This window comes from Alteraurantiacibacter aquimixticola, from assembly GCF_004965515.1.
Lineage (GTDB): Bacteria > Pseudomonadota > Alphaproteobacteria > Sphingomonadales > Sphingomonadaceae > Alteraurantiacibacter > Alteraurantiacibacter aquimixticola.
In genome coordinates, this window is sequence record NZ_SSHH01000004.1 from 394233 (window position 1) to 420856 (window position 26624).

Genomic DNA, 26624 nt, shown 5'->3' on the forward strand with positions numbered 1-26624 from the left:
GTGAAACACGCGAGCGTGTCACGCGGGCTTTGACCTCGATGGCGAGCGCCTATATCGGCATCGCGATGGATCACTTCGATATCCTTGTCGTCGGCGGAGGCCATGCGGGCTGCGAGGCTGCGTCCGTCGCGGCGCGCATGGGTGTGCGCACCGGCCTGGTGACCTTCGATGCTGACGCGGTCGGGGCGATGAGCTGCAATCCGGCGATCGGCGGCTTGGGCAAGGGTCACCTCGTTCGAGAGGTCGACGCTTTTGATGGCCTGATCGGGCGCGCGGCGGATGCGGGCGCTATTCACTACCGCATGCTCAATCGCTCCAAGGGTAGCGCCGTACAGGGCCCCCGTGTGCAAGCGGACCGCAAGCTGTTCAAGGCGGCGGTGCAGGCGATGATCGCGCGGCAGGACAATCTTTCGGTCATCGAGGGGGAAGCGGCCGAGTTACTCTTGGGCGGTGGACGTGTCAGCGGTCTGAAGCTTGGTGACGGGACGCAGATCGAAGCACGGGCCGTGATCCTCTGTACCGGCACTTTCCTTGGCGGCACGCTCTTCCGCGGCGAGGAGCGGATGGTCGGCGGGCGGATCGGTGAAAGCTCGGCGCAGGTCCTCGCGCAGCAGTTGCGCGAGGCAGACTTGCCGATGGCACGGTTGAAGACCGGCACGCCACCGCGTCTCGATGGCCGGACGATCGATTGGGCGCGTTTGGCGGAGCAGCCTTCCGATGCCGATTTCTGGACCATGTCACCGCTCACACGCGAGCGTGCCAATCCGCAGGTCTTCTGCGCGATCACCCGTACCAATGCTGCGAGCCATGCGATCATCGCTGACAATCTCCATCGCTCGCCGCTCTTCACCGGCGCGATCGATGCGGCGGGGCCGCGCTATTGCCCCTCGATCGAGGACAAGATCCACCGCTTTGCCGATCGGGATGGGCACCAGGTTTTCCTCGAGCCGGAGGGGCTGGACACGCATCTTGTCTACCCCAACGGTATCAGCACCTCGCTGCCTACGGACGTCCAGCTCGCCATGCTGCGGACGATGGAGGGGTTGGAGCAGGTGGCGATGGAAGTCCCTGGCTATGCGGTCGAGTATGACCACATCGACCCGCGTGCGCTGGGACAGGACCTGCAGCTGAGAGCCATGCCTGGCCTCTATTGCGCTGGCCAGATCAACGGTACGACGGGGTATGAGGAGGCTGCAGCCCAAGGCCTGATCGCGGGGATGCATGCGGCGGCGGCGGTCCGCGGCACGCAGCCCGCGCCGCTTGATCGCGCGAATAGCTATATGGCCGTGATGGTCGACGATCTGACCCTGCATGGGGTGAGCGAGCCCTATCGCATGCTCACCGCGCGGGCCGAATACCGTCTGCGCCTGCGGGCCAACAATGCCGCTACGCGCCTGACGCCATTCGCCATTGAGGCTGGGTGCGTCGGAGTGGCGCGGCAGCACTGGTTCCGTGAGCGCGAAATGGCTCGCGATGTATGGATGGAAGCGCTCGATCAGCCTGTCACCGCGCGCGAGCTGCAGAGGGCAGGTGTTTCGGCGAAGACCGACGCTGGCCGCAAGACGCTGGGTGAGTGGCTCCGATTTCCTGACATCCACCTTGAGGCCCTGTCGGAGTTCCTGCCTGGCGGGTGCGATCCCGCTACGCCATTGGCGCAGGAGCTGGCAGAGGATGCGGCCTATGCGCCCTATCTCGAGCGGCAGGATAGCGAGTTGCGCGATCTGCGGGCGAGCGAGAGCGTCTGGCTGGGCGCGGAGTTCCCTTATGCCGAGGTTCCTGGCTTGTCGAACGAAATGGTTGAGCGGTTCTCCTCCGCGAGGCCTGCCAATCTCGCCACAGCGGCCCGGGTGCGCGGGGTTACGCCGGCAGCACTTGCGGCCGTGCTCGTGCATGCCCGGCGCCGTACAGAGAAAGACCATGCTGCATGATCGCGACTGAAGAGGAAGCACGCGCCTTTTGCGCGGGGCTGTGCGATGCAGATGCCATTGCACGGCTGGAGCGTTTCATCGTCATGCTTGCCGAGGAAAACGAGCGCCAGAACCTGATTTCGGGGAAGAGCCTCGAATTCGTATGGCAGCGCCACATCGCCGATAGCCTGCAGCTCTTGACCCATGTTCCACGTGAAACATCGCCTTGGCTCGATTTGGGCAGCGGGGCGGGGATGCCCGGCCTTGTCCTCGCCATTGCACGACCCGATCTCGAGATGCATCTGGTCGAATCGAGGAAGAAGCGGGTGGTCTGGCTGCAGTCGGTAATCGATCATTTCGGGCTCAAGAATTGCACCGTTCATGGCTCCCGGCTCGAAAGTGTGGAAACCTCTCCAATGCGAGTTATCACGGCGAGAGCCTTCGCTCCCCTTGGTAAACTCCTCAGTTTATCCGCCCGGTTTTCCACACAGGAGACCGTCTGGTTGTTGCCCAAAGGGCGTTCGGCAGGTCAAGAATTGTCTGAACAACCCGAATCGGTACGTTCAATGTTCCACGTGGAACAATCTGCCACGGATCCGCAGGCTGGAATCGTGGTCGGGCAAGGGAGGCCACCAATCCGATGATCTGTATCGCCATAGCCAATCAGAAGGGTGGGGTGGGCAAGACGACCACCGCTATCAACATCGCAACGGCCATGGCGGCCACGGGTTGGAAGACCCTGCTGGTCGACCTCGATCCGCAGGGCAATGCCTCGACGGGTCTGGGGCTTCCCGCCGCACATCGCGAAATGTCGAGCTATGACCTGCTGGTCGACCAGGTTCCGCTGGGGGACTGCGTGGTCCCCTCGCGCATTCGCGGGCTCGATGTGGTCCCGGCGACGGTTGACCTGAGCGGGGCGGAAGTCGAGCTCGTCAATGTCGAGGATCGCACAAATCGCTTGCGCAAGATCCTCGCCGATCATCACGATCATGACGTATGCTTTATCGATTGCCCGCCGTCGCTCGGCCTGCTGACGCTCAATGCGCTTTGCGCCGCCGACACGCTGATGGTGCCGTTGCAGTGCGAGTTCTTCGCGCTAGAGGGCCTCAGCCAGCTTCTGCAGACCGTTGAGCAAGTGCAGCAGCGCTTCAATCCCGACCTCGGCATTGTTGGCATCGTCCTCACCATGTTCGATCGCCGCAATCGGCTGACCGACCAGGTGTCGGAGGATGTGCGCGAATGCCTTGGCAATCTCGTTTTCGATGCGGTTATCCCGCGCAATGTGCGCCTTTCTGAGGCTCCGAGCCATGGCTTGCCCGCGCTGGTCTATGACCATGCCTGTCCGGGCAGCCGCGCCTATATGGCGCTCGCTCGTGAGCTGATTGGGCGCCTGCCACAAGAAAGGGTCGCCGCATGAGCGCCGAAGATACTACCGAAACCAACGATCAGGCAAAGCCCGCCACAGTTCCCCGCCGCAAGCTCGGCAAGGGGCTGGGTGCCCTGCTCGGCGAAACCCGCCGGGAGGAACCGCTGGCGGCCCCCGTACACGGCGGTGCGCCGGCGAATGGCGGATCGCCGCAGGCTGTGCGTGGCGAAGGCCTGGCAATGCTCGCCGTAGCCCTGATCAAGCCGCATCCGGACCAGCCCCGTCGTCACTTCGACGAGGATGCGCTGGAAGAACTGGCAGCCTCCATCGCCGCGCGTGGCGTGATCCAGCCCGTGATCGTTCGCCCCATCGGCAATGGCCGCTATCAGCTGGTGGCCGGTGAGCGCCGCTGGCGGGCTGCGCAAAAGGCGCAACTCCATGAAATTCCCGCGATAATTCGCGACCTGGAAGAGCGCGACGTGATGGCGCTGGCGCTGATCGAGAATATCCAGCGCGAAGACCTTAATCCGGTCGAGGAAGCGCGCGCCTATCAGCGCCTGGCCGAGCTGGAAGAGATGACGCAGGCGGAAATCGCCCGCCTGGTGGAAAAATCGCGTAGCCATGTGGCGAACCTCCAGCGGCTGCTGACACTGCCTGAGGCCGTGCTCGACCATGTCGAGGCTGGGCGGCTCGATATGGGCCATGTGCGCGCGTTGGTCGGCCGGGAGAACGCCGCGGAGCTGGCCGAGCAGGCCATCGCGAAGAAGCTGTCAGTGCGCGAGGTCGAAAAGCTGGCGCGTGCGGGCGAGGGCAGTGCTGCCCGCCGGCGCACGGCGCGCGAACCGCGCGATCCGGCGCAGGACGCCGATATCGCCGCAGTCGAGAACCATCTCGAGGAATTCCTCGGCCTGCCGGTGAAGATTGCCACCGATACCGATCCGCGCTCAGGCTCGGTGACGATCAAGTATCGGACGCTGGACCAGCTGGACCTGATCTGCGGACGGCTGACTGGCGGCGGGATCTGATCGCGCAGAAGGGCGCAAAGTTGCGCCGCGCGACTTCGGCTTCGCCTTAAATGTCTAAATTCAGGTAGTTACAAACCAGGCGCTGGCGTCCCCGCCATCGGCGCCATGACTTGCGTTGGTACACCGTAACCACGCTCGTAATTGAGCAAATAGGCCTCACAATAGTCGATGCCATGGCTCTCGTCGGGACTGGATACCCTGTCCTCAGCGGAATAGCGGCGACGCGGGCCGGGGCGCAACGTGCGGCATTGGCTCAGCCATTCGGCACGTTGCGCCGGGGAATAGCCAAGGACCGGCGTCCGGGCGGGAGTAGCCGCATCGGGACCCACGCTCGCATATTCGAGTGAAGCGGGGGCATCGCTGGCTTCGTCGCCAACCGGCCCGATTGCGGCATCGACATCGACAGGTTCGAAGACCGTTTCCTCTCCCACCGTGTAGCTCGCACCGGCCTGGGCTTCGCCTTCCCAGCCATCGTCCTGCTGCTCGGCGACGCCGGCATAGCGATCGTCGATCGGTGCGGACTGGCCCACGGCGGGCAGGGCGAGCGCGCCGAGTGCGGCGGTAGCGGCTAGAATGGCAGGATATTTCGGCAAGGCAGGTCCCCAATCTGGCTAGGCGGGCGGCGAGTCACTGCGCACCTTTACGCCATATTTACTATGGGCCTGCGTGGTTTTCCCAAGCGCCGTACAATCCCTGTCCCGAAACGGGGCGCTGGACGGGTATGCGGCCGGTCAGATCCGCTCTGCAAGCAGCGTTGCTAGTGCCTCGATCCCCTCGGCATCTTGCGTATCGAAGCGGGCAGGCGAAGGGCTGTCGCAATCGATCACGGCGATCACATTTCCGTCGCGCTTGACCGGCACCACCAGCTCCGACTGTGTCGCACCGTCGCAGGCGATATGGCCGGGAAAGGCGTGCACATCGGGGACCAGCTGCGTTTCGCCTGTGGTGGCAGCTGTGCCGCACACGCCCTTGCCCATGGCGATACGGATACAGGCGGGTCGCCCGGCAAAGGGGCCGAGTACGAGTTCCGCCTCCTCTCCCGTGCCGGTGGCGCGGTAGAAGCCGGTCCAGTTCACATCGGGAAGGAATTCCCACAGCAACGCCGCGACATTGGCCATATTGGCTACGCTGTCCGTCTCGCCGGCGGTCAAGGCATCGGCGGCGGAGAGCAGCTCGCGATAGAGCTCGGGCTTGGGCAGGTCCTGGGCGGTGCGGAAATCGAACATGGCACCCATCTAGCGCGCAAAGCGATTGCCGCAAGTCGCGCCAGCGCCTAGTCTCAAGCCCATGCATATTATCAAGAAGATCGTCATCGCCCTGCTGGTGTTCCTGGTGATCGTGGGCGTCGTGTTGTGGTGGCTCGCGCGCCCCGTCCCGGCGGAATATTCGCTGGAAGAGACGACCGGGACCGATCCCGTGCTGGCCGATCCCGATCCGCAGCTGATCCCCACCGTGGGCATTGCCGAACCGATCGGCTGGGGTGAGGGTGAGCTCCCCGCCGCTGCCGAGGGGCTGGAGGTGAACGCCTTCGCCACCGATCTTGACCATCCGCGCGTTATCTACACCATGCCCAATGGCGATGTGCTCGTAACGCTGACCAACGCGCCCGATCGCCCGGTCGCAGGCGGCTGGCTGACCAACCTCGTCGCCGATTACCTGTTCAGCTCGGCAGGGGCGGGGATGGAATCCCCCAACCAGCTGGTCCTGCTGCGCGATGGTGATGGCGATGGCGTTGCCGAGGAGCGGCATGTTCTGCGCGACGACCTGGATTCGCCCTCGGGGATAGCTTGGAACGACGGCCAGCTCTACATTGCCAATCACGACGCGGTGCTGCGCTTCTCCTACGAGGAAGGCGCGACCACGGTTTCCGGCGAAGGCGAGAAGCTGGCCGACCTGCCGCCTGCGGGCAATCACTGGATGCGCAATATCGCGCTCAATCCCGACGGCACGCTGCTCTATGTCGCGGTCGGTTCCGCCTCCAATATCGGCGAGGCCGGGCTGGAGATCGAGCAGGGCCGCGCGGCGATCCATGAGCTGAATGTCGAGAACGGCTTTGCTCGGCTGTGGGGGCAGGGGTTGCGCAATCCGAATGGTCTCGCCTGGAACCCGTGGAGCGGCGAGCTCTGGACCACGGTGAATGAGCGCGACATGCTCGGCAGCGATCTCGTGCCCGATTACCTGACCAATGTGCCGCTGGGCGTGCATTACGGCTGGCCCTGGGTCTATTACGGCGATGTTTTCGACGACCGCGTCAAGCATCCGCTGCCGCAATTCCTCACCGAATATACCCGTACGCCCGAATATGCGATGGGCGCGCATGTCGCGGCGCTGGGGCTGGTGTTCACGCAGGAAGGCGCGCGCATGGGCCCGAATTTCGCACGAGGCGCGTTTGTCGCGCGGCATGGTTCGTGGAACCGCTCGCCGCCCGCCGGTTACGACGTGGTGTTCATTGCTTTCGATGAGCGCGGCAATCCGCAGGGCAAGCCGGTGCCGGTTCTGCAGAGCTTCCTGACCGAGGATGGCAAGACGCATGGCCGGCCGACCTGGGTGGCCTGGGATCGCACCGGCGCGCTGCTGGTGAGCGACGATACCGGCAACACGATCTGGCGCGTGGTCAATCCCGATGCCGAGGCGAGCGGGGCACAGGTTCGCAATAGGGGCGAACGCCTGCCGCCGCAGCTTGAACTGCGTGGCGATCCTGCGCGCGCTTTCGAAGACCCGCCGGCCGACCTGCTGATGCCCGGCGGGATGTAAGCGCCGCTAGTCCAGCCGCTTTCCCGCGCGTCCGGACAGTTCGGTGATGAAATGCCATGCGGTGCGCCCCGATCGCGCGCCGCGCCTCTTGGCCCATTCGAGCGCCTCGGCTTCGTCGAACGATAGGCCGAATGCCTCGGCATAACCTCTTGCAATCGCTAGATATTCGTCCTGCGAACAGACATGGAAGCCGAGCGAGAGGCCGAACCGGTCGGCCAGCGCGAGGTTGTCATCCACCGCATCGCGCGGATTGAGGGGGTCGTCCTGCTCCGCCCCGTGACGCGCGACAATGGCGCGGCGGTTGGAGGTGACGGCGAGGCGCACATTGGCGGGGCGCGCTTCGACGCCGCCGTCGAGCCAGCTGCGCAAATGGCGCGGGCCGACCGAATCCCCCTCGGCAAAGCCCAGATCGTCGATGAAGACGAGGAAGTTGCGCTCGACCTCCGCCAGCCGGGCGAACAATGCGGAGAGCGAGGGCAGGGCATCGGTGGTCACCTGCACCATGGCGATCTTGCCGCCCTGTTCCTGCGCCGAGCGAACCGCCGCACGCAGCAGGGCGGACTTGCCCATGCCTCTTGCGCCCCACAGCAGCATGTCATGCGCCGCGTGCCCCTCTGCCAGCCGCGCGACATTGGCGGTGATCGCCTGCTTCTGCCGGTCGATCCCCTTGAGCAGGTCAAGCGGCGGCGCCTCGATCGCGCCGATCGCGCGTGCGCTGCCGTCCCAGACATAGGCAGGGGCGGACAGCCAGTCGGTCGGCTCCGCATGCGCCGGGGCCAGACGGTCCAGCGCGGTGGCGATACGTTGCAGCAGGTCTCGGGTCTCGCTCATCCTGCCTGCCTCGCCCGAGCGCTACCCCTGCGTCAAGTCGATTGCACTCACCGGCGAAAACCGACACTATGCGCGCCTTCCCCCCGTTGAGGAGGTGGCCGCAAGGCGCCGGGGGCAACACATGGGAGGGAATGACATGAAGCAGGGTTTCCTGCGGCATATAGCCGCGCTCGCCATCGCCGCTACCGGACTGGCGCTCGCCGCCCCGATGGCGGCGGCACCCACGGTCTATCCGACCGGCACCACCATCTACGATCCCGACAAGGCGCAGAACGGCTACACCGTGCTGTCGATTCTCGGCACGCCCGCGGTGATCGTGATCGACATGAACGGCCGCGTGGTGAAGCGCTGGGACGGGTTCAACGTCTCCTCTGGCGGCCCCGCGCGCATATTGCCGGGCGGGATCGCGGTGGCACCCACCGGCGTCTTCCCCCGCCACCAGGAATCGCTTGCGCTGATCGCGCATGATTTCGACGGGCAGGAGGTCTGGCGCTGGGACCGCTCCGAACGGATCATGCTGGAGGATGAGGAGGTGTGGAGCGGCCGCCAGCACCATGACTGGCAGCTCGCCAATTTCCCCGCCGGTTACTACTCGCCCGGCACCACGCCCACGCTCACCGGCACGCGCAAGCTGCTGCTGACGCATACGAGCCTATCGAACGAGGCGATTGCCGATATCGTGCTCGAGGATGACCGCATCATCGAACTCGATGCCGAGGATAATATCGTCTGGGACTGGCGCGCGTCGGACCATGTGGACGAGCTGGGCTTCACCGTCGCCATGCGCAACGCGATCCGGCGGCTGGGCACGCGCGATGCCTTCGACTGGTTCCACGTCAATTCGGCGACCTGGCTCGGCCCCAATCGCTGGTATGATGCAGGCGATGAGCGTTTCCACCCCGACAATGTGATCATTTCCAGCCGGCAGGCGAATGTGATCGCGATCATCGGGCGCGACGGCTCTATCGTGTGGCGCATCGGGCCGGACTTCAGCGCAAGCCTGGCCGAACAGGCGATCGGGCAGATCATCGGCCAGCACCATGCGCATTTCATCCCGAAGGGCCTGCCGGGCGCGGGCAATTTGCTCGTCTTCGACAATGGCGGGTCGGCGGGATATGGCGATCCGACCGCAGTCTCCCCCACCGGCAATGCGGTGATGCAGCGCCCCACCAGCCGCGTGCTGGAAATCGATCCGGTCACGCTGGAAGTGGTGTGGACCTATGCCGGTGCCAATTTCTACAGCTTCAATATCAGCGGTGCGCAAAGGCTGCAGAACGGCAATACGCTGATCACCGAGGGCGCGCCGGGCCGCGTGTTCGAAGTGACCAGCGAGGGCGATATCGTGTGGGAATATATGAACGGGCCGAGCGAGGGATATGGCGGACTCAACGCCGTCTATCGCGCCTATCGCCTGCCCTATGACTGGATCCCGCAGCTGGACCGGCCGGAGGAAGTGGCGATCGCACGGCCCGAACCGGGGAGCTTCCATGTTCCCGGCACCGTGCAATAGGCTTGGCAAGGCGCGGGCTGCGCTATAGCGCTCGCGCATGACCACGATCCTTCCTGGCAATAAGGGCGGCATCGCCCAGGCCGTCGCGCTGCTGCGCGAAGGGAGGCTCGTCGCCCTGCCGACGGAGACGGTCTATGGCCTTGCCGCACGCGCCGACAGCGAGGAGGCGGTGGCCGCGATCTATCGCGCCAAGGGGCGGCCCAGCTTCAACCCGCTGATCGTGCATGTCTCCGGCTTGGAGATGGCACAAAAGCTGGCGGTGATCGACGAGCGGGCGGAGCGGTTGGCCGATATCCTCTGGCCCGGTCCACTCACGCTGGTGCTGCCGTTGAAGGACGAAGCGCCTGTCGCCCCTGCCGTGACGGCGGGCCTGCCGACCATCGCCTTGCGCATGCCCGCCCATCCGCTGGCGCGCGCGGTGATCGCCCAGCTCGACCTGCCGCTGGCTGCCCCGTCAGCCAATCGCAGCATGGGGGTGAGCCCGACACGGCCCGAACATGTCGCAGGGTCGCTGGGCGAGGGCGTCGATGCGATCCTCGATGGCGGGGAATGCGAGCGGGGACTGGAATCGACCATTGTCGCCCTGCGCGAAACCGGCGGGTGGAACCTGTTGCGCGAAGGCCCTGTCACGCGGGAGGAGCTGTGCGACCTCATCGGCACGCCTGCGGACGAGGATGTCGACCGGATCGAGGCGCCGGGCCAGATGGTGCGGCATTATTCGCCGGGAAAGCCCGTGCGGCTGGATGCCAGCGAGGGTGCGGAGGATGAATTCCTGATCGGCTTCGGCGCTATTGCGGGCGATTGCTCGCTGTCGGAAGGCGGAGACCTCGCGCAGGCTGCCGCGCGTCTCTACGCCTGCCTGCACCTTGCCGCAGCTTCACCCAAACCGCGCATCGCCGTTGCCCCGATACTGCCTGAAGGCATCGGCGCGGCGATCAACGACCGCCTGCGCCGCGCCGCGGCCTAGCCCTATTCGTCGATCCCGCCTTCGCAGCGGACATTGCCCGGGCCGAATGTCGAGACCGAGCATTCTGCCGTTCCGGAAATATCGACATCGCCCACACCGGCCATGGAGATTTCGGCATCCTCCATCACGGTGAGCTCGACATCGCCTGCCCCGCCTATGCTGATTTCGGCGGTTTGGGCGGTCAGTGCCGAACCATCGACTTCACCAGCGCCGCCAATGGTGATCTCCACGTCCTGCGCCGTCCCGGCCACGGTCAGGTCACCCGCGCCGAACAATTCGAAGACCGCAACCTGCACTTCCAGTGCTTCGATGGTGATCGTACCGGCGCCGCCTACCGTGGCTTCGAACTTTTCGCTGACGATACGGTCGATCCGCGCATCGCCTGCGCCAGCGATGGTGAGCTTCGACAGGCTTGGCGTGGTGATGTGGAAGGTCGCGCCTTCCATCCTGCCCCAGTCGCCCTCGAACCGGCCATTGCGCGGGACGATTACCAGCTGGTCGCCGTCGCTGCGCAATTCGAGCTGGCGGAGTGCCTGGTCCGATCCTTCCGGGCGGACCGCGAACTCCTCGCCATAGGTGATGACGATGTTTTGCGCCCCGACCGAGGAAATCTCGGCGAATTCGCCCATGTCGTAGGTTTCGCCCGATGTGAGGGAGGCTTCGCGCTGGCCCTCCCACTCATCTTCCCATTCGCGTTCCCATTCGTGTTCGAGGTCGCGCCCGCCATCGCGCTCCACGCGGACCTCGTGAACTTGCATCTCCTGTAACATCAGCGCCGCGCCGCCTGCCCCGGCCACGCCGATGCCCAACGCCAGGGCGATTTCCCGTTTCCGCAGTTTTGCTTGTCCCCCCGGCAAAGCCATGTTCCTCCTCGTTAAACTGGTTCGACCGGTATGGTCGGTATCAATGCGTCGATCTCGCGCCGCACGGCGATCGCTTCGCGGCAGGCTTTGTCATCGCCATCCTCGCAATCGGCGGCGAGTTCGTCATACTCCTCTTGCAGCTGGCCGAGCCTCTCCTCGCGGCGGCGGATTTCGCGTCCGCGCGTCTGGTCTGCTTCGGACTGGCTTGTCGTGGCAAGGTCCACCGCAGAGCTGGCGGCTTTCACCGGCAAGCTCACGGCCTCGACCGCCGTGCGCGCCAGGCAGCCGCCCAGCAGCAGCGGGGCGGCAGCGATAATCAGCAGCTGTATGCGCATCGACAGGTCCTTGTTCCGGCGAAAAGCCGCGCGAACATGACCTGTTCGATGCGAAGCTGCAATGAACGGCTTGAACGTTTCGTGCCCGCGCGATGCTCAGCCCGCCTTGTCCTTGCCCCGGTCCTCGTCGTTGTCCTCACGGGGTTCGACGCGGACCCAGCCCGATCCCATGGAGCGGACATGGCAGCTGGCGCTGCCGCGGATGGTGACATGGCCCGCGCCGAATATCCTGGCATCGACCTCGCCATCGCAGCCGAAAGTGGCATTGCCCGCGCCCGCAATATGGACATCGGCTTCCTCGGCCAGAAGGCCCGCCATCTTCGCCTTGCCGGCCCCGGCGATCTTGAGCTTGAGCTCCTCGACCTTGCCGCCTGCGGTGAAGCGTCCGGCGCCGGCAATGGTGACGCCGAGCGATGCGATGTCGAGATCGAGCACGGAGATCTGGCCTGCGCCTGCGATCACCACCTCCGCATCGTCGGCCAGTTCGGCCACGGCGATCTGGCCCGCGCCGGCAATGGTGACCTTCTCAGGGGGCGGCATGATGATGTTGATGGTCGCAATGCCTTCGCCGCCATTGCCGGAATTGCGGCTGGCGACATGCAGCGCGCCGTCCTCCAGGCGGAAGCGGAGGGTTTCCTTGACCTCGTCATCGCCCTGGACGGAAATGGTGAAGTCGTCGCCCGGCGTGACCACGACATTGTCCGCGCCTGCCAGTATCAGCTCACGCGGGGTATCGCCGCTCATGTCGAGCTCTTCCAGCGGCACACCGGTGCCGCCGAAGCCGCCATTGCGGAAGGCAGTGCCGCAATCCCAGTCCTCATCGTCCCAGCGAAACTTGAAATCGCCCTTTCGCGATGCGGCGATGATGCCGCCAACGGCTGCGGCAGCCATCGGGCCGAAAGTGCGCAGCATCTTTTCGAAATTCATCCCGCCATGTGAGCGCGTCATGATCGTCGTCCTGTGTCTGTGTGTTAGAACAATAATACAGGAGCGTGCGGGCCAGCGCAAACCCGTTCGTCGAGAGCGATGGGCGCTTGGCCGAAGGATGGGCCCAAGGATCAGCCGCCAGACATGCAAAAAGGGCCGCCCCGGCTTGCGGAGCGGCCCCTTTGATCCCGCTAGGGATGGGTTGACCCGTCTGGACCCTGTTTAGGCCAGGTTGGGCCTCAGGCGTCCTCGGTATTCTCGTAATACTGAGGAGCATGCTCCTTCAGCACGTCGAGGATCTTGGTCAGCGCGGTCGGCTCGTCGGTCTTTTCCATCGCCGCCAGTTCGCGGGCGAGGCGGCTGGAAGCGGCCTCGAAGATCTGGCGTTCGGAATAGGACTGCTCGGGCTGGTCTTCCGGGCGGAACAGGTCGCGCGTCACTTCGGCGATCGACACCAGGTCGCCCGAATTGATCTTCGCTTCATATTCCTGCGCGCGGCGGCTCCACATGGTGCGCTTCACCTTGGGCTTGCCCTTCAGCGTTTCCATCGCTTCCTTCAGCGTCTTGTCGCTGGAAAGCTTGCGCATGCCGATGGATTCAACCTTGTTGACCGGAACGCGCAGCGTCATGCGTTCCTTCTCGAAGCGGAGGACGTAGAGTTCGAGCTGCATGCCGGCGATTTCCTCGCTCTGGAGCTCGATCACACGGCCGACGCCGTGCTTGGGGTAAACAACATAATCGCCTACATCGAAGGCGGGGGCACTGGATGCCATGTGTATTCCTTTCTCTGCAGGTCAGGCTTCTTCGACAGCGACAGGGACTTGAACGGAACGCACGACCCACCGGCGCCCGGAGTCCCGATTGTTAGTCGCTGAGAGGGGGGAACCTGCCTTCCTTTTCACCCACCTTGCCATGGCAGAACCATGCCAAGAGTGGCGGCTGATGGATTATATAACAGATTCGTAACAAAATTGCCAGAGGCACACTGAATCAACGCAATGCCGGGACAGCTTGCGGCGCAATGATCTGTGAGGGATGGTGTTTCCCCTACAATTTGAAAAGCTTAGTCGCCTTCGCCCGGCTCTTCGGAGAAGTACTTCTCGAACTTGCCTTCCTCACCCTTGAAATCATCCGCATCGGCGGGCGGATCCTTCTTTTCGGTGATGTTCGGCCATTCGGCGGAATACTTGGTGTTCAGCTCTAGCCACTTCTCGGTCCCGCCCTCGGTATCGGGCAGGATCGCTTCGGCCGGGCATTCAGGCTCGCACACGCCGCAATCGATGCATTCGGACGGGTTGATGACGAGCATGTTCTCGCCCTCATAGAAGCAATCGACCGGGCAGACCTCGACGCAGTCGGTGTACTTGCACTTGATGCAGGCGTCGGTGACGACATAGGTCATTGTGGCGTATTCCCTTCTATTCCTTCCGCAAAGCTGCGGTCTACACGGTCTGCTATGGCGATTGGAGCGCCAGCGTCAAGCACGCGGTAGCAGGCCTGCGCCTCCGATGGCGGTCCGCGCCGGTGCGGTAAAGACAGGATTTCTATCACCCGCACAGATGGACCTAGAGGCATGGTGATCACGTCGCCCATGCCGATCGCATGATCGAGCCGGGTGATCCGCTGCCCATTGCAACGCATATGACCCTTGCCGATGCGCGCCTGTGCCAGAGAGCGGCTCTTGGCATAGCGCAAGCGGACCAGCAGCTGGTCGATGCGCATTGTCGGCGCAGGCGCGTCAGCCAAGCAGGTCCGCCAGCCCGGCGAAAGCGGCATTGCTGGTGGCGGGCTGATGCTCCGGCCTGCCCTTGCCTTGCTTGCCGCCCTTGTGCGGACCCTTGCCGCGCGGCTTGCCCCCGCTTCGGCCTCTGCTCTGGCCCTGCTGGGGCGCGTGGTCCTTGCGCGGCGGGCGCCAGCTCCACGGACGCGGCGGCGGCGGGCCGAACACGCCTTCTGCCAGCGTGACCTGTTCGCGCGGACGGAAGCCCGCATCGCGCATCAGCCGCTGGAAATTCTCCGCTAGCAGGCCCATCGATGTGGCGAGCGCGGTATCGACCGGGAAATCGCGCCCGGTGGCCTTGGCGCGCGTTTCATGCGCGGCGCGGAAGAGCTTTTCGGCCATGTCCACGCGGATCGCCTGCTGGCCGGCGCGGCGGTATCCGGCGGGCAGGTGCTTCGTACCCTCGATCACCGCTTCCATCTTCTCGTTCACGCTGCGCCGGTCCACGCCCAGCGCGCGCAGCAACATGCGCGGACCCGGCTTGAGCAAAGCGGGCACATAGACGTCGAGCGAGCCGATCATCACGCCCAGCTTGCGCATGAAGGGGCGCTTTTCCTTGGGGATATGCGCTAGGCCCGCCGCTTCGCGCTGCACCGTGCCGTTGCGGTCCACCAGTGTCAGCAGCAATGCGCGCACTTCGCTGCCCGCTTCGGGGTCCTGCGCCGCCTCTTCCAGCTTGCGCAAGGCGTCCAGCGGGGCGAGCTGGCCTTCGAGCCAATGCTCCAGCGCCTCTGACAGCCGCGCCTTCTGCGTAGGCTCAAGTGCGTCGAGTTCTTTTTCCAGCACGATACGGAAGTGGGTGGGCGACTTGGTCTGCTCCAGCTGCGCTACCGGCCGTTCGCCGCGCACGATCGCGCCGCGTTCGATGCGTAGTTCGCCCAGCTCGCTCTCGACCAGCGCCTTCGCCTTCTGCTCCAGCAGTTGCGGCAGGTGCTTTTCCGCCGCGGCGAGCATCAGCTTGCGCTCCTCGCTATCGGCATGGGCATCGACCACGAAGCGGAAGCCGTCGAGATGGCCGATTACCTGGTCTTCGACCGTGACCCGGCCCTCTTCATCCAAAGCTACACGCAGCAATCCGGCATCCTTTCCCATGCTTTTCATCAATACAGCAGTCCGGCGGTTAACGAAACGTTCGGTCAGGCGCTGGTGCAGTGCGTCGGACAGCTTCGCTTCCACACTGCGCGCCCGCGCGGCCATTTCGTCGCGCGCCAGTACCCAGTCCGGGCGCTGGCAGATATAGGCCCAGCTGCGGATCGCCGCCAGCCGTCCTTGCAGAGTATCGATATCGCCGCGCACCTGGCCGAGCTCCGCAATGCGCGCGGCGACGAAATCGGCGCCGAGATGACCCTGCCGCAAGTCCTGCCACAGCCGCCGCACGAAGCGCGCATGCATGTCCGCGCCCTGCTGGCGGAAATCGGGCAGCTGGCAAGCCTCCCATAGCCGCCGGACCTGCCCGGGCGTCTTCACCTCGCGCATCAGGGCGTGATCCTCCGCCAGCCGCTTGAGCACGGCGAGATCGATCGCCTCGGGCGCCGCGGCGAGTTGCGGGATGTCGGGCTTGCTCTCGAGATCGGCGACCAGCACATCGACCGTATCGAAACGCGGCTGCGCCTCGCGCCAATAGAGGCGGGTGAGGGGGGCGAAGCGATGCTGCTCGATCGCATAGACCTCCTCCTCCGTGAATTCGAGCGCCTCGCGCCGCCCGCCCGAGAGCGTGCCGAAAGTCCCGTCCTGGTGATGTCGCCCGGCGCGCCCGGCGATCTGCGCCATTTCGGCGGGGTTGAGGCGGCGCTGGCGCACGCCGTCGAACTTGGAGAGCGAGGCAAAGGCGACATGGGTGACATCGAGGTTGAGGCCCATTCCGATCGCATCGGTGGCGACGATGTAATCGACCTCGCCCGACTGGAACAGCTCGACCTGCCGGTTGCGCGTCTCCGGGCTCAACGCCCCCATCACCACCGCCGCGCCGCCGCGAAAGCGACGCAGCAATTCGGCGACGCGATAGACTTCCTCGACGCTGAAGGCGACAATCGCGCTGCGCGGCGGCAGGCGCGAAAGCTTGCAGGATCCCGCATGGCTGAGCGTGGAGAAGCGCGGCCGCTCCTCGATCATCGCGCCCGGCACCAGCGCCTGCACCATCGGTTCCAGCGTGGCCGAGCCGAGAAGCATGGTCTCCTCGCGGCCCCGCGCATTGAGTAGCCGGTCGGTGAAGATATGCCCGCGCTCGCGATCGGCGGCGAGCTGCGCTTCGTCCAGCGCCACGAAAGCGCGATTGCCCCCATCGCGCGGCATGGCTTCGGCGGTGCAGAGGAGGTAGCGCGCGGTGGGCGGCTCGATCCGCTCCTCGCCGGTGATGAGGGCAACCTGGCTCTCACCCTTGATCTTGCAGACCTTGTCATAGACCTCGCGCGCCAGCAGCCGCAGCGGGAAGCCGATGGCGCCGCTGGAATGACCGCACATCCGCTCGATCGCCAAATGGGTCTTGCCGGTATTGGTCGGCCCCAGGACCGCGCGAATCCGGCTGTCTGTGACACGCGAACTCATTGCACCGGCCAATCTGGAGAGCCGCAGGGCCGCGTGCAACCGCTTACCCACAGGAGCCTTCGGGCGGCGAGATCATCAATTCGGCGCTAAGGGGACTCGTCTCGTCGATGTTAAGGCTGAATTTACTTTATGCGCGCAGAGCCGGTGGCAAATATCCACGCCGGATCGGGTCGCAACGTTCCGTCGGGAGGCTAGTGCACGGAACGCGCGGCCAGCAAGGAGTGCGCGCTTGCTCAACGAAAGCGACAACAAGGACCAGTTCGATACGCCGCGCGATCACTTCGCGCCGGCGCAGCTGTCGCTGTCGCAAGTGATCGACGATGGCGCTGGCCCGAAACCGCGCCGGCAGGCGCGTTTCGCCAGCCTCTCCGATCGCTATCATGAGTGGCGCGAACAGGCTTCGCTCAAGCTGTCCGACATTGATCTGGCGCCTGACCTCGCCCGCGACATCGGTTCGAAGCGCTGGATGCGCGGCGTGGCGACGCTGGTTGGCCTGTCCGCGCTGGCGCTGGCCGCATGGCCGGGTTTCAACCGCGTCGAAGCCGCGCCAGCCATGGCAATCGACGCCGATGTGCGCGACGAATTCCGCAGCCAGATGATCATGCCGCTGGCGCTGGGCGGCGATAATGGCCGCCGCATGGCCGCCACCACCGCGGTGATCCCGCTGGCGAGCGCTCCCGAGCGTCCGCGTCTCGACCTCGTCGCCACGCTGACGCAGGGCGACAGCTTCGACCGCATGTTGCGCCGTGCGGGGGTGAGCGAGATCGAGGCGAGCCAGATCGCGGGCATGATCGGCAATGCGATCGACATCAGCGACATCAAGTCCGGCACGCAGGTCGATATCACGCTCGGCCGCCGCCTTGTGGCCGGAGAGCCGCGTCCGCTCGATGCGCTGTCCTTCCGCGCGCGCTTCGACCTGCAGCTCGCGGTGGAGCGGCGCGACGGGCAGCTGCTGCTGGACCCGCGCCCGATCATGGTCGATGCCACCCCGCTGCGCATTCGCGGCACGGTGGGAGGCAGCCTTTATCGCTCGGCCCGCGCGGCGGGTGCGCCTGCATCTTCGGTGCAGCAATTCCTGCGCGTGATCGGGACCGAACTGAGCCTCGATCGCGAAATCTCCTCCAAGGACGAATTCGACCTGATCGTCGACTACAAGCGCGCCGCCACGGGCGAGATCGAGGTGGGCGACCTGCTCTACGCCGCGATCGTCCGCAATGGCGAACCGCGCAAGCGGCTGATGCGCTGGGGGCCGGAGGGCCGCTATTTCGAGGCATCGGGCGTTGGCGAACAGCGCGAAGGGCTGATGCGGCCGGTGCCCGGCGCGATCTCCTCGCGCTATGGCATGCGCCGCCACCCGATCCTGGGCTACCGCCGCATGCATGGCGGCCTGGATTTCCGCGCTGGCCACGGCACACCAATCTATGCCGCCACCGATGGCCGCGTCGATTATGCGGGCCGCAATGGCTCCTACGGCAACTATGTGCGGATCAACCACGCAGGCAATCTCGGCACCGGCTATGCGCATATGAGCCGTATCGCCGTGCGCCGGGGCGAGAATGTCAGGCGCGGGCAGGTGATCGGCTATGTTGGCTCCACCGGCCTCTCCACCGGGCCGCATCTTCATTACGAGATGTATCGCGGCGGGCAGAAGATCGATCCCGCCTCGGTGCGCTTCGTCACCCGTGCGCAGCTGACCGGCAAGGAGCTCGCCGATTTCCGCGCCCAGCTGGACCTGCTGCAACTGGTGGAACCGGGCGCGGCGCTCGCCTCGCTTGCCCCCGACCCGGACGCCGTGGAAGAGCCGGTGCGCGAGATCGACCGGCTGGAGAACCGCCAGCAGGTGCGCTGAGCGCCGCCCGATTGCCTCCCCGCGCGTTTTCCGGCAGGACCCAGCCCCTATGACCGGTTCCTATCCCGCAACCCGCCTTCGCCGCAGCCGATCCAGCGCGTGGAGCCGCGCGCTCCATCGCGAGACGGTGCTGACGCCCGCCGACCTGATCTGGCCGCTCTTCGTCACCGAAGGTTCGGGAGTGGAAGAGCCGGTCGCGTCGCTCCCCGGCGTATCGCGCTGGTCGGTCGATGGCATTGCCGCTCGTGCGAAAGAGGCGGTGGAGCTGGGCATTCCCTGCCTTGCGCTGTTCCCGAATACGCCTGCGGATAAGCGGAGCGACGACGGGGGCGAAGCGCTCAATCCCGACAATTTGATGTGCCGCGCGATCAAGGCGATCAAGGACGCCTGCGGAAGCGATATCGGCGTGCTGACCGATGTCGCGCTCGATCCCTATACCAGCCACGGGCAGGACGGGCTCATCGACGATGCGGGCTACGTCCTCAATGACGAAACCGTCGCCGTTCTGGTGGACCAGGCGGTGAACCAGGCCGAGGCGGGCGCCGATATCATCGCCCCGTCGGACATGATGGACGGCCGCATCAAGGCGATCCGCATGGCGCTGGAAATGGGCGAGCACCACAATGTCCAGATCATGTCCTATGCGGCGAAATATGCCTCCGCCTTCTACGGGCCGTTCCGCGATGCGGTTGGCTCGGGCGGATTGCTGAAGGGCGACAAGAAGACCTATCAGATGGACCCGGCCAATGGCGACGAAGCGCTGCGCGAAGTGGCACTCGACATTGCCGAGGGTGCGGACAGCGTGATGGTCAAGCCCGGCATGCCCTATCTCGATATCGTCGCCCGCGTGAAGGCGCGCTTCGACGTGCCCGTCTTCGCCTACCAGGTGAGCGGCGAATACGCGATGATCGAGGCGGCAGCTGCCGTTGGCGCGGGCGACCGCGAGGCGCTGGTGATGGAGACGCTCACCGGCTTCAAGCGCGCGGGCTGCACCGGCGTGCTCACCTATCATGCACCGCTGGCCGCACGGCTGCTCAATGGCTGAATTCCGGCTCGAAACCGAGCGCCTCGTGCTGCGCGACTGGCGCGAGGAGGATTGGGACCGCTTCTTCGAGGTCACCAACACGCCGGCGGGCATGCGCTGGCTGGGCGGCGTCGCCGATGAGGCGGCGCGCACGCTCCAGCGTGAGCGGTTCGAGAGCTATCATGCAGAGCACGGCCACACCTTCTGGGCGCTCGAGCGCAAACAGGATGGCGGTTTTCTCTCCGGAGAGATGCTCGGCACTTGCGGGCTGAAGAAGTCGAACAGTGAGAACGGGCCGCTGGGCGAGTTCGAGATCGGCTGGCGCCTGCGGCAGGATGCCTGGGGCAAGGGCTATGCGCATGAGGCGGCTCGTGCCTGCATGGACCTGGCCGTGGATCATTTCGGTGCCCCGCGCGTGATCGCGCTGACCGTTCAAGGTAATGAAGCGAGCTGGGGCCTGATGAAAAGGCTGGGCATGCAGCGGCGCGAGGATCTCGATTTCAACGATCCGCGCTTCGGGCCCGACCTCAACCCGACCATCGCCTACAGCATCACGGCAGAGCAGTGGGCCGGGACGCGTGGCTGAAGGGGCTGTCGGCAAAGTCGAAGCGCCCGACCGGCGCTGGCTGTTCACCGTCACGATCCTGACGGGAAGTTTCCTGTTGTTCCTGGTCCAGCCCATGGTGGCGCGCATGGCGCTGCCGCGTCTGGGTGGTGCTCCCAATGTCTGGAACAGCGCGATGCTGGTCTACCAGGCGCTGCTGCTGGCCGGATATGCCTATGCCCATGCGATCGGGCGCTTCCCCATCGCACGGCAGGTGGCGATCCATCTTGCCGTGCTTCTGCTTGCCGCCTTCACCCTGCCGATTGCGCTGGCCGATATCGCGCCTCCGCAGCCGGGGATGGAGGTGTTCTGGGTGCCCTGGCTGTTCCTGCTGACGGTGGGACTGCCCTTCTTCGCCGTCTCTGCGCAGGCGCCGCTGATCCAGCGCTGGTATGCGGCGCATCCTGAGGCGGGCAATCCCTATCCGCTCTATGCAGCATCGAATCTCGGCAGTTTTGCCGGGCTGCTTGCCTATCCGCTGGTGCTGGAGCCGCTGATGGCCACACCGACGCAAAGCGGGCTGTGGGCGGCGGGCTATGGCCTGCTGATCTTCCTCGTTGTCGCCGTAGCCTTGTCGCGCGCGACATTGGGGGGAACGGCTGTGCAGGCCGAGGCTACGGAGGAGCCGTCCGGCGAGAAGACCGGCTGGCGGCGCATCGCCCTGTGGCTTGCGCTCTCCGCCGCGCCTTCGGGGCTGATGCTCTCGACCACCACTTTCCTCACCACCGATATCATGGCGATGCCGCTGCTATGGGTGATCCCGCTGGGGCTATACCTGCTCAGCTTCTCGATCGCCTTTTCGGACAAGCAGGTCATTGCTGGCTTCATCGTCATGATCGCGCCGATCATCCTGCTGGTGGATGGCGCCGTGGCGATGTTCGCGGCGGGACGTGCGGGCTTCGTCGCCGCGCTCGCTTCCATCGTGCTGCTTTTCGTGGTCGCCGTGGCGCTGCATGCGCGGCTCTATGCGACGCGGCCTTCGGCGCAGAACCTGACACGCTTCTATCTCGTCATGTCGGCGGGCGGAGCCTTGGGCGGCCTCTTCGCAGCCTTGCTCGCGCCGGTGCTGTTCGACTGGACCTGGGAACATCCGCTGCTGATCCTCGCCGCCGCTGCGCTGGTGCCGCTCGACCGTTGGGCGCCGCTGCTGGGTCGCTTTATCGGCGATCCGCGCCGCATGCGCATGGCGCTTTATGCCGCGCTGTTCCTCGTCTTCATGGGGGCGAGCCTGCTCTACCGGCAGGAGCTGGACGCTGGCTGGCAGGGCGCGCTGCAACTCGGGGGCTTTGCCGCCATCGTGGTGCTTGCCATGGTGCTGGCCGCGCGGCGCTGGTCATTCGTCGCCGCGACTTTGGCGATCCTGCTGGCGCTGGGCGGACTGGGCCAGCTCAACACCACGATCAGCGGCGATCGCGAGCGGAGCTATTTCGGCATCTATTCGGCCCGGCAGAACGAGGAGGGCAATATGCTCCTCACCCACGGCACCACGCTCCATGGCGTACAACGCACGACAGAGGGGTGGGAGCTGGAGCCGACCACCTATTACGGGCGCGAGGCGGGCATCGGGCTTGCCATGCAGGCATTGCCAGAGCTGTTCGGAGAGGATGCGCGTGTCGGCATTGTCGGCCTCGGGGTGGGCACGCTCGCCTGCTACCGCCAGCCTGGGCAGGCCTGGACCTTCTTCGAGATCGATCCGGTGGTGCATGACTATTCGCGCCGCGGCGTCTTTACCTTCATGGATCGATGCGCGCCCGATTCCCCGGTCGTGATCGGCGATGCGCGGCTGGAGATCGAGCAGATGGCGCCCGCCAGCTTTGACCTGCTGGCGATCGACGCCTTCTCCTCCGACGCGATCCCGCAGCACCTGCTGACGCGCGAGGCGCTCGGCATCTACTTCCGCGCCCTGTCCGAGGACGGGTTGGTCCTGTTCCACATCTCCAACCGCTTCGTGCAATTGCGCCCGGTGCTGGCGCGACTGGCGGAGGAGGGCGGCTATGTCGCTGCCGTCCGCCATCATGAGCCGGTGGAGGGCACAGTCGATGCCACCACCGCCTCCATCTGGGTGGCGATGGCGCGCGATCCGGAACAGCTGGCCAAGCTGACCGAGCAAGGCGGGTGGGAAGAACTCGGCGATCCCAAGGGCCGCGTCTGGACCGACGACTATGCCTCCATCCTGCCGCACCTGATGTGGGGGAGCTTCCTGTGATCGATTTCCGTTTCCCTGGCGCGACCATCCTGCCTTTCGAAGGCAAGGTGCCGCAGATCCATGAGAGCGCCTTCATCGCGCCCGGCGCGCGCATCATCGGCGATGTCACCATCGGGCCCGAGGCAAGCGTCTGGTACAATTGCGTGCTGCGCGGCGACATTCACCGGATCGAGGTAGGCGCACGCTCCAATGTGCAGGATGGCAGCGTCTTCCATGTCGAAGGTCCGCGCCCCGACACCGATGGCGAGCCGACGATCATCGGTGAGGATTGCGTGATCGGGCACATGGCCGTGGTCCATGGCGCCGTGCTGGAGGACAGGGCCTTTGTCGGCATGGGCGCTATAGCCATGGATGGCACGCGCATCGCGACAGGCGGGATGCTGGGGGCGGGCGCTCTGCTCAGCCCCGGCAAGCAGATCGGTCCCGGCGAGATCTGGATCGGCCGCCCGGCCAAGTTCCTGCGCAGGCAGGATGAGGCGCAGATCGCAAAGATCCGCTTCCAGACCGAACGCTATTGCCAGCTGGCGCAGAAACATCTCGCTGCAATCCGTGGCGCGTCCGAAAGCTGACCTGCCCGCCGCCGAGGCGATCCGCGCCTGCGCCGATGGCGAGGGGCGGCTGGCCTTGCGCGTCACGCCCGGCGCGAAGAGCGAGGGTATCTCCATCGAGAAGGGCCGCGTGCTGGTGAAAGTGCGCGCCAAGCCGCAGGATGGTGCGGCCAACGATGCGGTGCTCGCCTTGCTGGCCAAGGCCCTTGGCACTGCGCCCTCGCGCCTCCACTTGTTGCGCGGCGCAACTTCGCGGGAAAAGCTCGTTCAGCTCGACTGAAGATCCGCGCTTTCGACCCGGCGCGCACCCAGCACCAGTATCGCCACCCAGGCAACCGCCAGCCACGGCGCCCCGGTGTCGCTTTCGAGAAAGGCGAGTGCGCCCAGCAAACCGCCGAACGAAAGGCTGCCCCACAGGATCATGCTCGGCACCGCTCCGCGCCTGCCTCTCCCGCTGCCGTCGATCCATCCAGCCAGGCCTTCACCCATGCGGACAAGCGCGCCGGTCATATAGGTGACGCCCAGCGCGACCTCGCCATTGCGGCGGAACACATTGTTGATGATGCCCATCGCCAGCACCGCGCCGCCGAGGAAGATGGCTGTGCTGCCGAATGTCTGCCCCACCGCCGCGAGGGCAAGGAAGCTGACGGAGAGTGTAAGGACAGCAGACTTCCTCCGCCGTTCGAACCTTTCGGCGAAAATCGCGCCCAGCATCACGCCGACCACGAAACCCGCTAGCAGCAGCAGCGCCACCAGTGCAGCTTTCGAACCGCTCGCCAGTTCCACACCAAGGCGCGTGGTATTGCCGGACATGAAGGAGACGAAATAGCGGTCGGCCGAAAGGAAACCAGCCGCATCGACAAAGCCCGCCGCGCCGGCGATGGCATAGGCTAGCAGGCGGTCGGCACGTGCCATGGTGTGCATGCAGGAACTCTGCGCGCTGGCGTGGGAAAATTCAATCCTTGGCGGTCAGTCGCGGATCAGCGCCCGCAAGGCATCGATCCGGTCCGCCTCATGCACGGGCTTGTCCCAGCGGATGCGGCTGATGCGGGGGAAGCGCATGGCGAGGCCGGATTTGTGCCGTTTGCTCTCATGCACGCTGTCGAAGGCGACTTCGAAGACGAGGCTCTTGTCCGTTTCGCGTACCGGGCCGAAGCGGTTGACGGTGTTTTGCCGCACATGGCGGTCGAGCTTCTTCAGCTCTTCGTCGGTAAAGCCCGAATAGGCCTTGCCTACTGGAAGGAGTTCGGCGCCCTTGTCCGGATCGCCGTCCCAGCAGCCGAAAGTGTAGTCCGAGTAGAAACTCGAGCGTTTCCCGCTGCCGCGCTGGGCATACATCAGCACGCAATCGACGAGCAGCGGATCGCGCTTCCACTTGTACCAGAGCCCTGTCTTGCGCCCGGCGACATAGGGACTGTCGCGGCGCTTGAGCATCAGCCCCTCGATCGCATCGTCGCGCGCGCCTTCGCGGATCTGGGCGAGATGGTCGAAATGGTCGGCCTCTACTACCTGGCTCAGGTCGAAATGCGTGTCGGGCAAGCGCGCCATCAGCGCTTCGAGCTGCGCGCGCCGCTCGGTCCAGCGCAATGCGCGCAAGTCCTCGCCATCGAGCATCAGCACGTCGTAGAGGCGGACGAAGGCGGGGGCTTCGGCGAGCATCTTTTTCGACACCGTCTTGCGCCCCAACCGTTGCTGAAGTGCATTGAAGCTGGCCGCCCCGCCAGCCTCGCCGCCTTGCACATCGCCGCGCACCAGCAATTCGCCGTCGAGCACCACGGGAATGTCGAGCGCGTCGATCATCTCGGGGAAGGTCGCGGAGATATCGTCGCCCGAGCGGCTATAGGCGCGCGTCTCGCCGCCGACATGGGCGAGCTGCACGCGGATGCCGTCCCATTTCCACTCTGCGACATAGTCTGCAAGGTCGACCACCGTCTCCTCCAGCGGGTGGGCGAGCATGAAGGGGCGGAACAGCGGCATGTTCGCCGTATCGGGCGGGTCCGCGCCATCGGCGGCCCAGGCGAACAGCTCGGCATAGGGTGGGGTGAGCGCGTGCCAATATTCCTCGACCTCATCCACCGGCACGTCGAAAGCCTGCGCGAAGGCGGTCTTGGCGAGGCGCGCGGAGACGCCCACGCGCATTCCGCCCGTCGCCAGTTTGATCAGCGCATAGCGGCCCGAGGCATCGAGCGGGTCGAGCAGCCTGGGAAGCTCGCTCATCGCCGAATTGCGGGTGATTGCTGAGAGGCGCTGCACCGCCTCGTCCAGGCTCGGCGAGGGCGCGTCGCCGGCCTGCGGGTTGTCCGGCCAGAGCAGGCTGGCCGTCTCTGCCGTATCGCCCACGAAATCGCGACTGAGCGACCACAGCACCGGATCGACCCGCTCCTTCATCAAATTGCGAATGGTCGAGCTCTTCACCGCCGGGAAGTCGAGCCCGTCGGTCAGCGCGGCCATGGCCCAGCCGCGATCGGGATCGGGCGTTTCGCGCAGATAGTCGGCGATCAGCTGCAGCTTGGCATTGCGGCTGGAGGTGTAGACGAGCGCGTCGATCAGGGCAGCGAAGCTCTGCATCAATCGTCCTCATCCTCGCGCCCGACCATGGCGAGCGCGCGGGCGCGGCGCTGGGTCAGCTGGTGCCAGCGCAGCAGCGCTTCCTCGCGGCCATGGGTGATCCATGTTTCGTGCGGGTCGACTTCCTCCACCGTGCGGGTGAGCTCGTCCCAGTCGGCATGATCGGAGATGACGAGGGGAAGCTCGACATTGCGCTGCCGCGCGCGCTGGCGCACGCGCATCCATCCGCTCGCCATCGCGGTGATCGGTTCGGGCAGGCGGCGGCTCCAGCGGTCGTTGAGCGCGGAAGGCGGGCAGACGACGATGCTCCCGCGCATCTCCTCCTTGGTGTGATCCGCCACCAGCCGCAACTCGCCCAGGTCGACGCCGAACTCCTCATAGAGGCGGCACATCTTCTCCATTGCGCCGTGAAGGTAGATTGGATCCGTGTGCCCCGCTGCACGCAATTCGGCGATCACGCGCTGCGCCTTGCCCAGCGCATAGGCGCCGACGAGCACGCAGCGCTCCGGATTGTCAGAGAGGCGCTTCAGGAGCTTTGCCATCTCCTCCCCGATCGGCGGATGGGTGAAGAGGGGGAGGCCGAATGTCGCCTCGGTAATGAAGATATCGCAGGGTGTGACTTCGAAAGGCGGGCAGGTCGGATCGGGGCGGCGCTTGTAGTCGCCGGTGATCACCACGCGCTCGCCCGCATGCTCGAGCAGGATCTGCGCGCTGCCCAGCACGTGGCCCGCGGGGATGAAGGTCGCATCGACGCCGCCTGCCAGCCTGATCGTCTCGCCATATTCTACCGGCTGCGCGCCCTCCGCTGTCGCATAGCGCAGCTTCATGATCGCCAGCGTCTCGGGTGTCGCCACCGTCGCGCCATGCCCGCCGCGCGCATGGTCGGCATGGCCATGCGTCACCAGCGCCCGGTCGACCGGTTTGGAAGGGTCAATCCACACATCGGCGGGCACGACGTGAATGCCGTGCGGTTCCGGCCGGATCCAGGAGAAGTCGCCGCTCATGCCAGCTTAAAT

Annotated in this window: 26 protein-coding genes; 13 read left to right on the forward strand and 13 right to left on the reverse strand. The window is 65.4% G+C overall.

The window, feature by feature from the left end; genetic code table 11:
- Window positions 1-65: 65 nt before the first annotated feature.
- The 4 genes from mnmG to E5222_RS15645 are packed head-to-tail and all read left to right on the forward strand — an operon-like array spanning window position 66 to window position 4298.
- On the forward strand, window positions 66-1928 hold the full coding sequence (mnmG, locus tag E5222_RS15630) for a tRNA uridine-5-carboxymethylaminomethyl(34) synthesis enzyme MnmG (protein ID WP_136694879.1): 1863 nt from the start codon (window positions 66-68) through the stop codon (window positions 1926-1928).
- Window positions 1925-2551, forward strand: coding sequence for a 16S rRNA (guanine(527)-N(7))-methyltransferase RsmG (gene rsmG / locus E5222_RS15635; RefSeq protein ID WP_136694722.1), 627 nt, complete (start codon window positions 1925-1927; stop codon window positions 2549-2551). Before mnmG ends, rsmG begins: the two co-directional genes overlap by 4 nt.
- On the forward strand, window positions 2548-3324 hold the full coding sequence (locus tag E5222_RS15640; protein ID WP_136694723.1) for a ParA family protein: 777 nt from the start codon (window positions 2548-2550) through the stop codon (window positions 3322-3324). The genes rsmG and E5222_RS15640 overlap by 4 nt, the downstream gene beginning before the upstream one ends.
- Complete coding sequence (locus E5222_RS15645) at window positions 3321-4298, forward strand: ParB/RepB/Spo0J family partition protein (RefSeq protein ID WP_136694724.1); 978 nt, start codon at window positions 3321-3323, stop codon at window positions 4296-4298. Before E5222_RS15640 ends, E5222_RS15645 begins: the two co-directional genes overlap by 4 nt.
- A 68-nt stretch (window positions 4299-4366) precedes the next feature.
- Here E5222_RS15645 and E5222_RS15650 read toward each other — a convergent pair whose 3' ends face one another.
- Window positions 4367-4891 carry a hypothetical protein gene (locus E5222_RS15650; protein ID WP_136694725.1) on the reverse strand — a complete coding sequence of 175 codons (525 nt, stop codon included), beginning with the start codon at window positions 4889-4891 and terminating at the stop codon, window positions 4367-4369.
- A 138-nt stretch (window positions 4892-5029) separates the two neighbouring features.
- Window positions 5030-5524, reverse strand: coding sequence for a GAF domain-containing protein (locus E5222_RS15655; RefSeq protein WP_136694726.1), 495 nt, complete (start codon window positions 5522-5524; stop codon window positions 5030-5032).
- Window positions 5525-5585: 61 nt separating this feature from the next.
- Between E5222_RS15655 and E5222_RS15660 the strand changes: the two genes are divergently transcribed.
- On the forward strand, window positions 5586-7052 hold the full coding sequence (locus E5222_RS15660) for a PQQ-dependent sugar dehydrogenase (protein ID WP_136694727.1): 1467 nt from the start codon (window positions 5586-5588) through the stop codon (window positions 7050-7052).
- A gap of 6 nt (window positions 7053-7058) precedes the next feature.
- On the opposite strand, the gene E5222_RS15665 is transcribed toward E5222_RS15660, so the two are convergent.
- The gene (locus E5222_RS15665) at window positions 7059-7883 is read right to left on the reverse strand and encodes an ATP-binding protein (RefSeq protein WP_136694728.1); all 825 of its coding nucleotides are present in this window, start codon (window positions 7881-7883) and stop codon (window positions 7059-7061) included.
- A 136-nt stretch (window positions 7884-8019) separates the two neighbouring features.
- Between E5222_RS15665 and E5222_RS15670 the strand changes: the two genes are divergently transcribed.
- Both E5222_RS15670 and E5222_RS15675 read left to right on the forward strand, forming a co-directional pair.
- A complete protein-coding gene (locus E5222_RS15670; protein WP_169053634.1) occupies window positions 8020-9393 on the forward strand; it encodes an aryl-sulfate sulfotransferase in 1374 nt (457 codons plus the stop codon).
- 37 nt (window positions 9394-9430) lie between these two features.
- Window positions 9431-10360 (forward strand): L-threonylcarbamoyladenylate synthase, encoded by a 930-nt coding sequence (locus tag E5222_RS15675; protein WP_136694730.1) that lies wholly within the window; start codon window positions 9431-9433, stop codon window positions 10358-10360.
- A gap of 2 nt (window positions 10361-10362) precedes the next feature.
- On the opposite strand, the gene E5222_RS15680 is transcribed toward E5222_RS15675, so the two are convergent.
- From E5222_RS15680 to E5222_RS15710, 7 genes are all read right to left on the reverse strand, one after another.
- Entirely contained in the window at window positions 10363-11223 is an 861-nt protein-coding gene (locus E5222_RS15680) for a head GIN domain-containing protein (protein ID WP_136694731.1), read from the reverse strand.
- Between the two features lie 11 nt (window positions 11224-11234).
- Complete coding sequence (locus E5222_RS15685) at window positions 11235-11558, reverse strand: hypothetical protein (RefSeq protein WP_136694732.1); 324 nt, start codon at window positions 11556-11558, stop codon at window positions 11235-11237.
- Window positions 11559-11654: 96 nt separating this feature from the next.
- On the reverse strand, window positions 11655-12506 hold the full coding sequence (locus E5222_RS15690; protein ID WP_136694733.1) for a head GIN domain-containing protein: 852 nt from the start codon (window positions 12504-12506) through the stop codon (window positions 11655-11657).
- Window positions 12507-12724: 218 nt separating this feature from the next.
- On the reverse strand, window positions 12725-13258 hold the full coding sequence (locus E5222_RS15695; RefSeq protein ID WP_136694734.1) for a CarD family transcriptional regulator: 534 nt from the start codon (window positions 13256-13258) through the stop codon (window positions 12725-12727).
- A gap of 290 nt (window positions 13259-13548) precedes the next feature.
- Window positions 13549-13887 carry a ferredoxin FdxA gene (gene fdxA / locus E5222_RS15700; protein ID WP_136694735.1) on the reverse strand — a complete coding sequence of 113 codons (339 nt, stop codon included), beginning with the start codon at window positions 13885-13887 and terminating at the stop codon, window positions 13549-13551.
- The gene (locus E5222_RS15705) at window positions 13884-14207 is read right to left on the reverse strand and encodes a S4 domain-containing protein (protein ID WP_136694736.1); all 324 of its coding nucleotides are present in this window, start codon (window positions 14205-14207) and stop codon (window positions 13884-13886) included. Before E5222_RS15705 ends, fdxA begins: the two co-directional genes overlap by 4 nt.
- A gap of 16 nt (window positions 14208-14223) precedes the next feature.
- Window positions 14224-16809 (reverse strand): helicase-related protein, encoded by a 2586-nt coding sequence (locus tag E5222_RS15710; protein ID WP_136694737.1) that lies wholly within the window; start codon window positions 16807-16809, stop codon window positions 14224-14226.
- Between the two features lie 229 nt (window positions 16810-17038).
- Between E5222_RS15710 and E5222_RS15715 the strand changes: the two genes are divergently transcribed.
- The 6 genes from E5222_RS15715 to E5222_RS15740 are packed head-to-tail and all read left to right on the forward strand — an operon-like array spanning window position 17039 to window position 23320.
- On the forward strand, window positions 17039-18658 hold the full coding sequence (locus tag E5222_RS15715) for a M23 family metallopeptidase (protein WP_246021828.1): 1620 nt from the start codon (window positions 17039-17041) through the stop codon (window positions 18656-18658).
- A 49-nt stretch (window positions 18659-18707) separates the two neighbouring features.
- Window positions 18708-19703, forward strand: coding sequence for a porphobilinogen synthase (hemB, locus tag E5222_RS15720; RefSeq protein WP_136694738.1), 996 nt, complete (start codon window positions 18708-18710; stop codon window positions 19701-19703).
- Entirely contained in the window at window positions 19696-20268 is a 573-nt protein-coding gene (locus tag E5222_RS15725; RefSeq protein ID WP_136694739.1) for a GNAT family N-acetyltransferase, read from the forward strand. The genes hemB and E5222_RS15725 overlap by 8 nt, the downstream gene beginning before the upstream one ends.
- Window positions 20261-22492 carry a fused MFS/spermidine synthase gene (locus E5222_RS15730; protein WP_246021829.1) on the forward strand — a complete coding sequence of 744 codons (2232 nt, stop codon included), beginning with the start codon at window positions 20261-20263 and terminating at the stop codon, window positions 22490-22492. The genes E5222_RS15725 and E5222_RS15730 overlap by 8 nt, the downstream gene beginning before the upstream one ends.
- Window positions 22489-23061 carry a gamma carbonic anhydrase family protein gene (locus E5222_RS15735; RefSeq protein ID WP_246021830.1) on the forward strand — a complete coding sequence of 191 codons (573 nt, stop codon included), beginning with the start codon at window positions 22489-22491 and terminating at the stop codon, window positions 23059-23061. The genes E5222_RS15730 and E5222_RS15735 overlap by 4 nt, the downstream gene beginning before the upstream one ends.
- A complete protein-coding gene (locus E5222_RS15740; protein WP_136694741.1) occupies window positions 23042-23320 on the forward strand; it encodes a DUF167 domain-containing protein in 279 nt (92 codons plus the stop codon). Before E5222_RS15735 ends, E5222_RS15740 begins: the two co-directional genes overlap by 20 nt.
- Here the strand turns inward: E5222_RS15740 and E5222_RS15745 are convergent.
- From E5222_RS15745 to E5222_RS15755, 3 genes are read right to left on the reverse strand one after another with little or no spacing between them, the layout of a single operon-like run.
- On the reverse strand, window positions 23308-23964 hold the full coding sequence (locus tag E5222_RS15745; RefSeq protein ID WP_136694742.1) for a YoaK family protein: 657 nt from the start codon (window positions 23962-23964) through the stop codon (window positions 23308-23310). The genes E5222_RS15740 and E5222_RS15745 overlap by 13 nt on opposite strands.
- 45 nt (window positions 23965-24009) lie before the next feature.
- Entirely contained in the window at window positions 24010-25608 is a 1599-nt protein-coding gene (locus E5222_RS15750) for a cisplatin damage response ATP-dependent DNA ligase (protein WP_136694743.1), read from the reverse strand.
- On the reverse strand, window positions 25608-26612 hold the full coding sequence (locus E5222_RS15755; RefSeq protein ID WP_136694744.1) for a ligase-associated DNA damage response exonuclease: 1005 nt from the start codon (window positions 26610-26612) through the stop codon (window positions 25608-25610). The genes E5222_RS15750 and E5222_RS15755 overlap by 1 nt, the downstream gene beginning before the upstream one ends.
- Between the last annotated feature and the right edge of the window lie 12 nt (window positions 26613-26624).

What these genes read in the sequence shown, in the direction of transcription:
- E5222_RS15645 (WP_136694724.1), top strand. Translation starts at nt 3,321, where the DNA reads ATGAGCGCCGAAGATACTACCGAAACCAACGATCAGGCAAAGCCCGCC.
- E5222_RS15665 (WP_136694728.1), bottom strand. Translation starts at nt 7,883, where the DNA reads ATGAGCGAGACCCGAGACCTGCTGCAACGTATCGCCACCGCGCTGGAC.
- E5222_RS15640 (WP_136694723.1), top strand. Translation starts at nt 2,548, where the DNA reads ATGATCTGTATCGCCATAGCCAATCAGAAGGGTGGGGTGGGCAAGACG.
- rsmG (WP_136694722.1), top strand. Translation starts at nt 1,925, where the DNA reads ATGATCGCGACTGAAGAGGAAGCACGCGCCTTTTGCGCGGGGCTGTGC.
- fdxA (WP_136694735.1), bottom strand. Translation starts at nt 13,887, where the DNA reads ATGACCTATGTCGTCACCGACGCCTGCATCAAGTGCAAGTACACCGAC.
- E5222_RS15660 (WP_136694727.1), top strand. Translation starts at nt 5,586, where the DNA reads ATGCATATTATCAAGAAGATCGTCATCGCCCTGCTGGTGTTCCTGGTG.
- E5222_RS15710 (WP_136694737.1), bottom strand. Translation starts at nt 16,809, where the DNA reads ATGAGTTCGCGTGTCACAGACAGCCGGATTCGCGCGGTCCTGGGGCCG.
- hemB (WP_136694738.1), top strand. Translation starts at nt 18,708, where the DNA reads ATGACCGGTTCCTATCCCGCAACCCGCCTTCGCCGCAGCCGATCCAGC.
- E5222_RS15695 (WP_136694734.1), bottom strand. Translation starts at nt 13,258, where the DNA reads ATGGCATCCAGTGCCCCCGCCTTCGATGTAGGCGATTATGTTGTTTAC.
- mnmG (WP_136694879.1), top strand. Translation starts at nt 66, where the DNA reads ATGGATCACTTCGATATCCTTGTCGTCGGCGGAGGCCATGCGGGCTGC.
- E5222_RS15675 (WP_136694730.1), top strand. Translation starts at nt 9,431, where the DNA reads ATGACCACGATCCTTCCTGGCAATAAGGGCGGCATCGCCCAGGCCGTC.
- E5222_RS15705 (WP_136694736.1), bottom strand. Translation starts at nt 14,207, where the DNA reads ATGCGCATCGACCAGCTGCTGGTCCGCTTGCGCTATGCCAAGAGCCGC.
- E5222_RS15690 (WP_136694733.1), bottom strand. Translation starts at nt 12,506, where the DNA reads ATGACGCGCTCACATGGCGGGATGAATTTCGAAAAGATGCTGCGCACT.
- E5222_RS15745 (WP_136694742.1), bottom strand. Translation starts at nt 23,964, where the DNA reads ATGCACACCATGGCACGTGCCGACCGCCTGCTAGCCTATGCCATCGCC.
- E5222_RS15670 (WP_169053634.1), top strand. Translation starts at nt 8,020, where the DNA reads ATGAAGCAGGGTTTCCTGCGGCATATAGCCGCGCTCGCCATCGCCGCT.
- E5222_RS15725 (WP_136694739.1), top strand. Translation starts at nt 19,696, where the DNA reads ATGGCTGAATTCCGGCTCGAAACCGAGCGCCTCGTGCTGCGCGACTGG.
- E5222_RS15750 (WP_136694743.1), bottom strand. Translation starts at nt 25,608, where the DNA reads ATGCAGAGCTTCGCTGCCCTGATCGACGCGCTCGTCTACACCTCCAGC.
- E5222_RS15680 (WP_136694731.1), bottom strand. Translation starts at nt 11,223, where the DNA reads ATGGCTTTGCCGGGGGGACAAGCAAAACTGCGGAAACGGGAAATCGCC.
- E5222_RS15685 (WP_136694732.1), bottom strand. Translation starts at nt 11,558, where the DNA reads ATGCGCATACAGCTGCTGATTATCGCTGCCGCCCCGCTGCTGCTGGGC.
- E5222_RS15655 (WP_136694726.1), bottom strand. Translation starts at nt 5,524, where the DNA reads ATGTTCGATTTCCGCACCGCCCAGGACCTGCCCAAGCCCGAGCTCTAT.
- E5222_RS15755 (WP_136694744.1), bottom strand. Translation starts at nt 26,612, where the DNA reads ATGAGCGGCGACTTCTCCTGGATCCGGCCGGAACCGCACGGCATTCAC.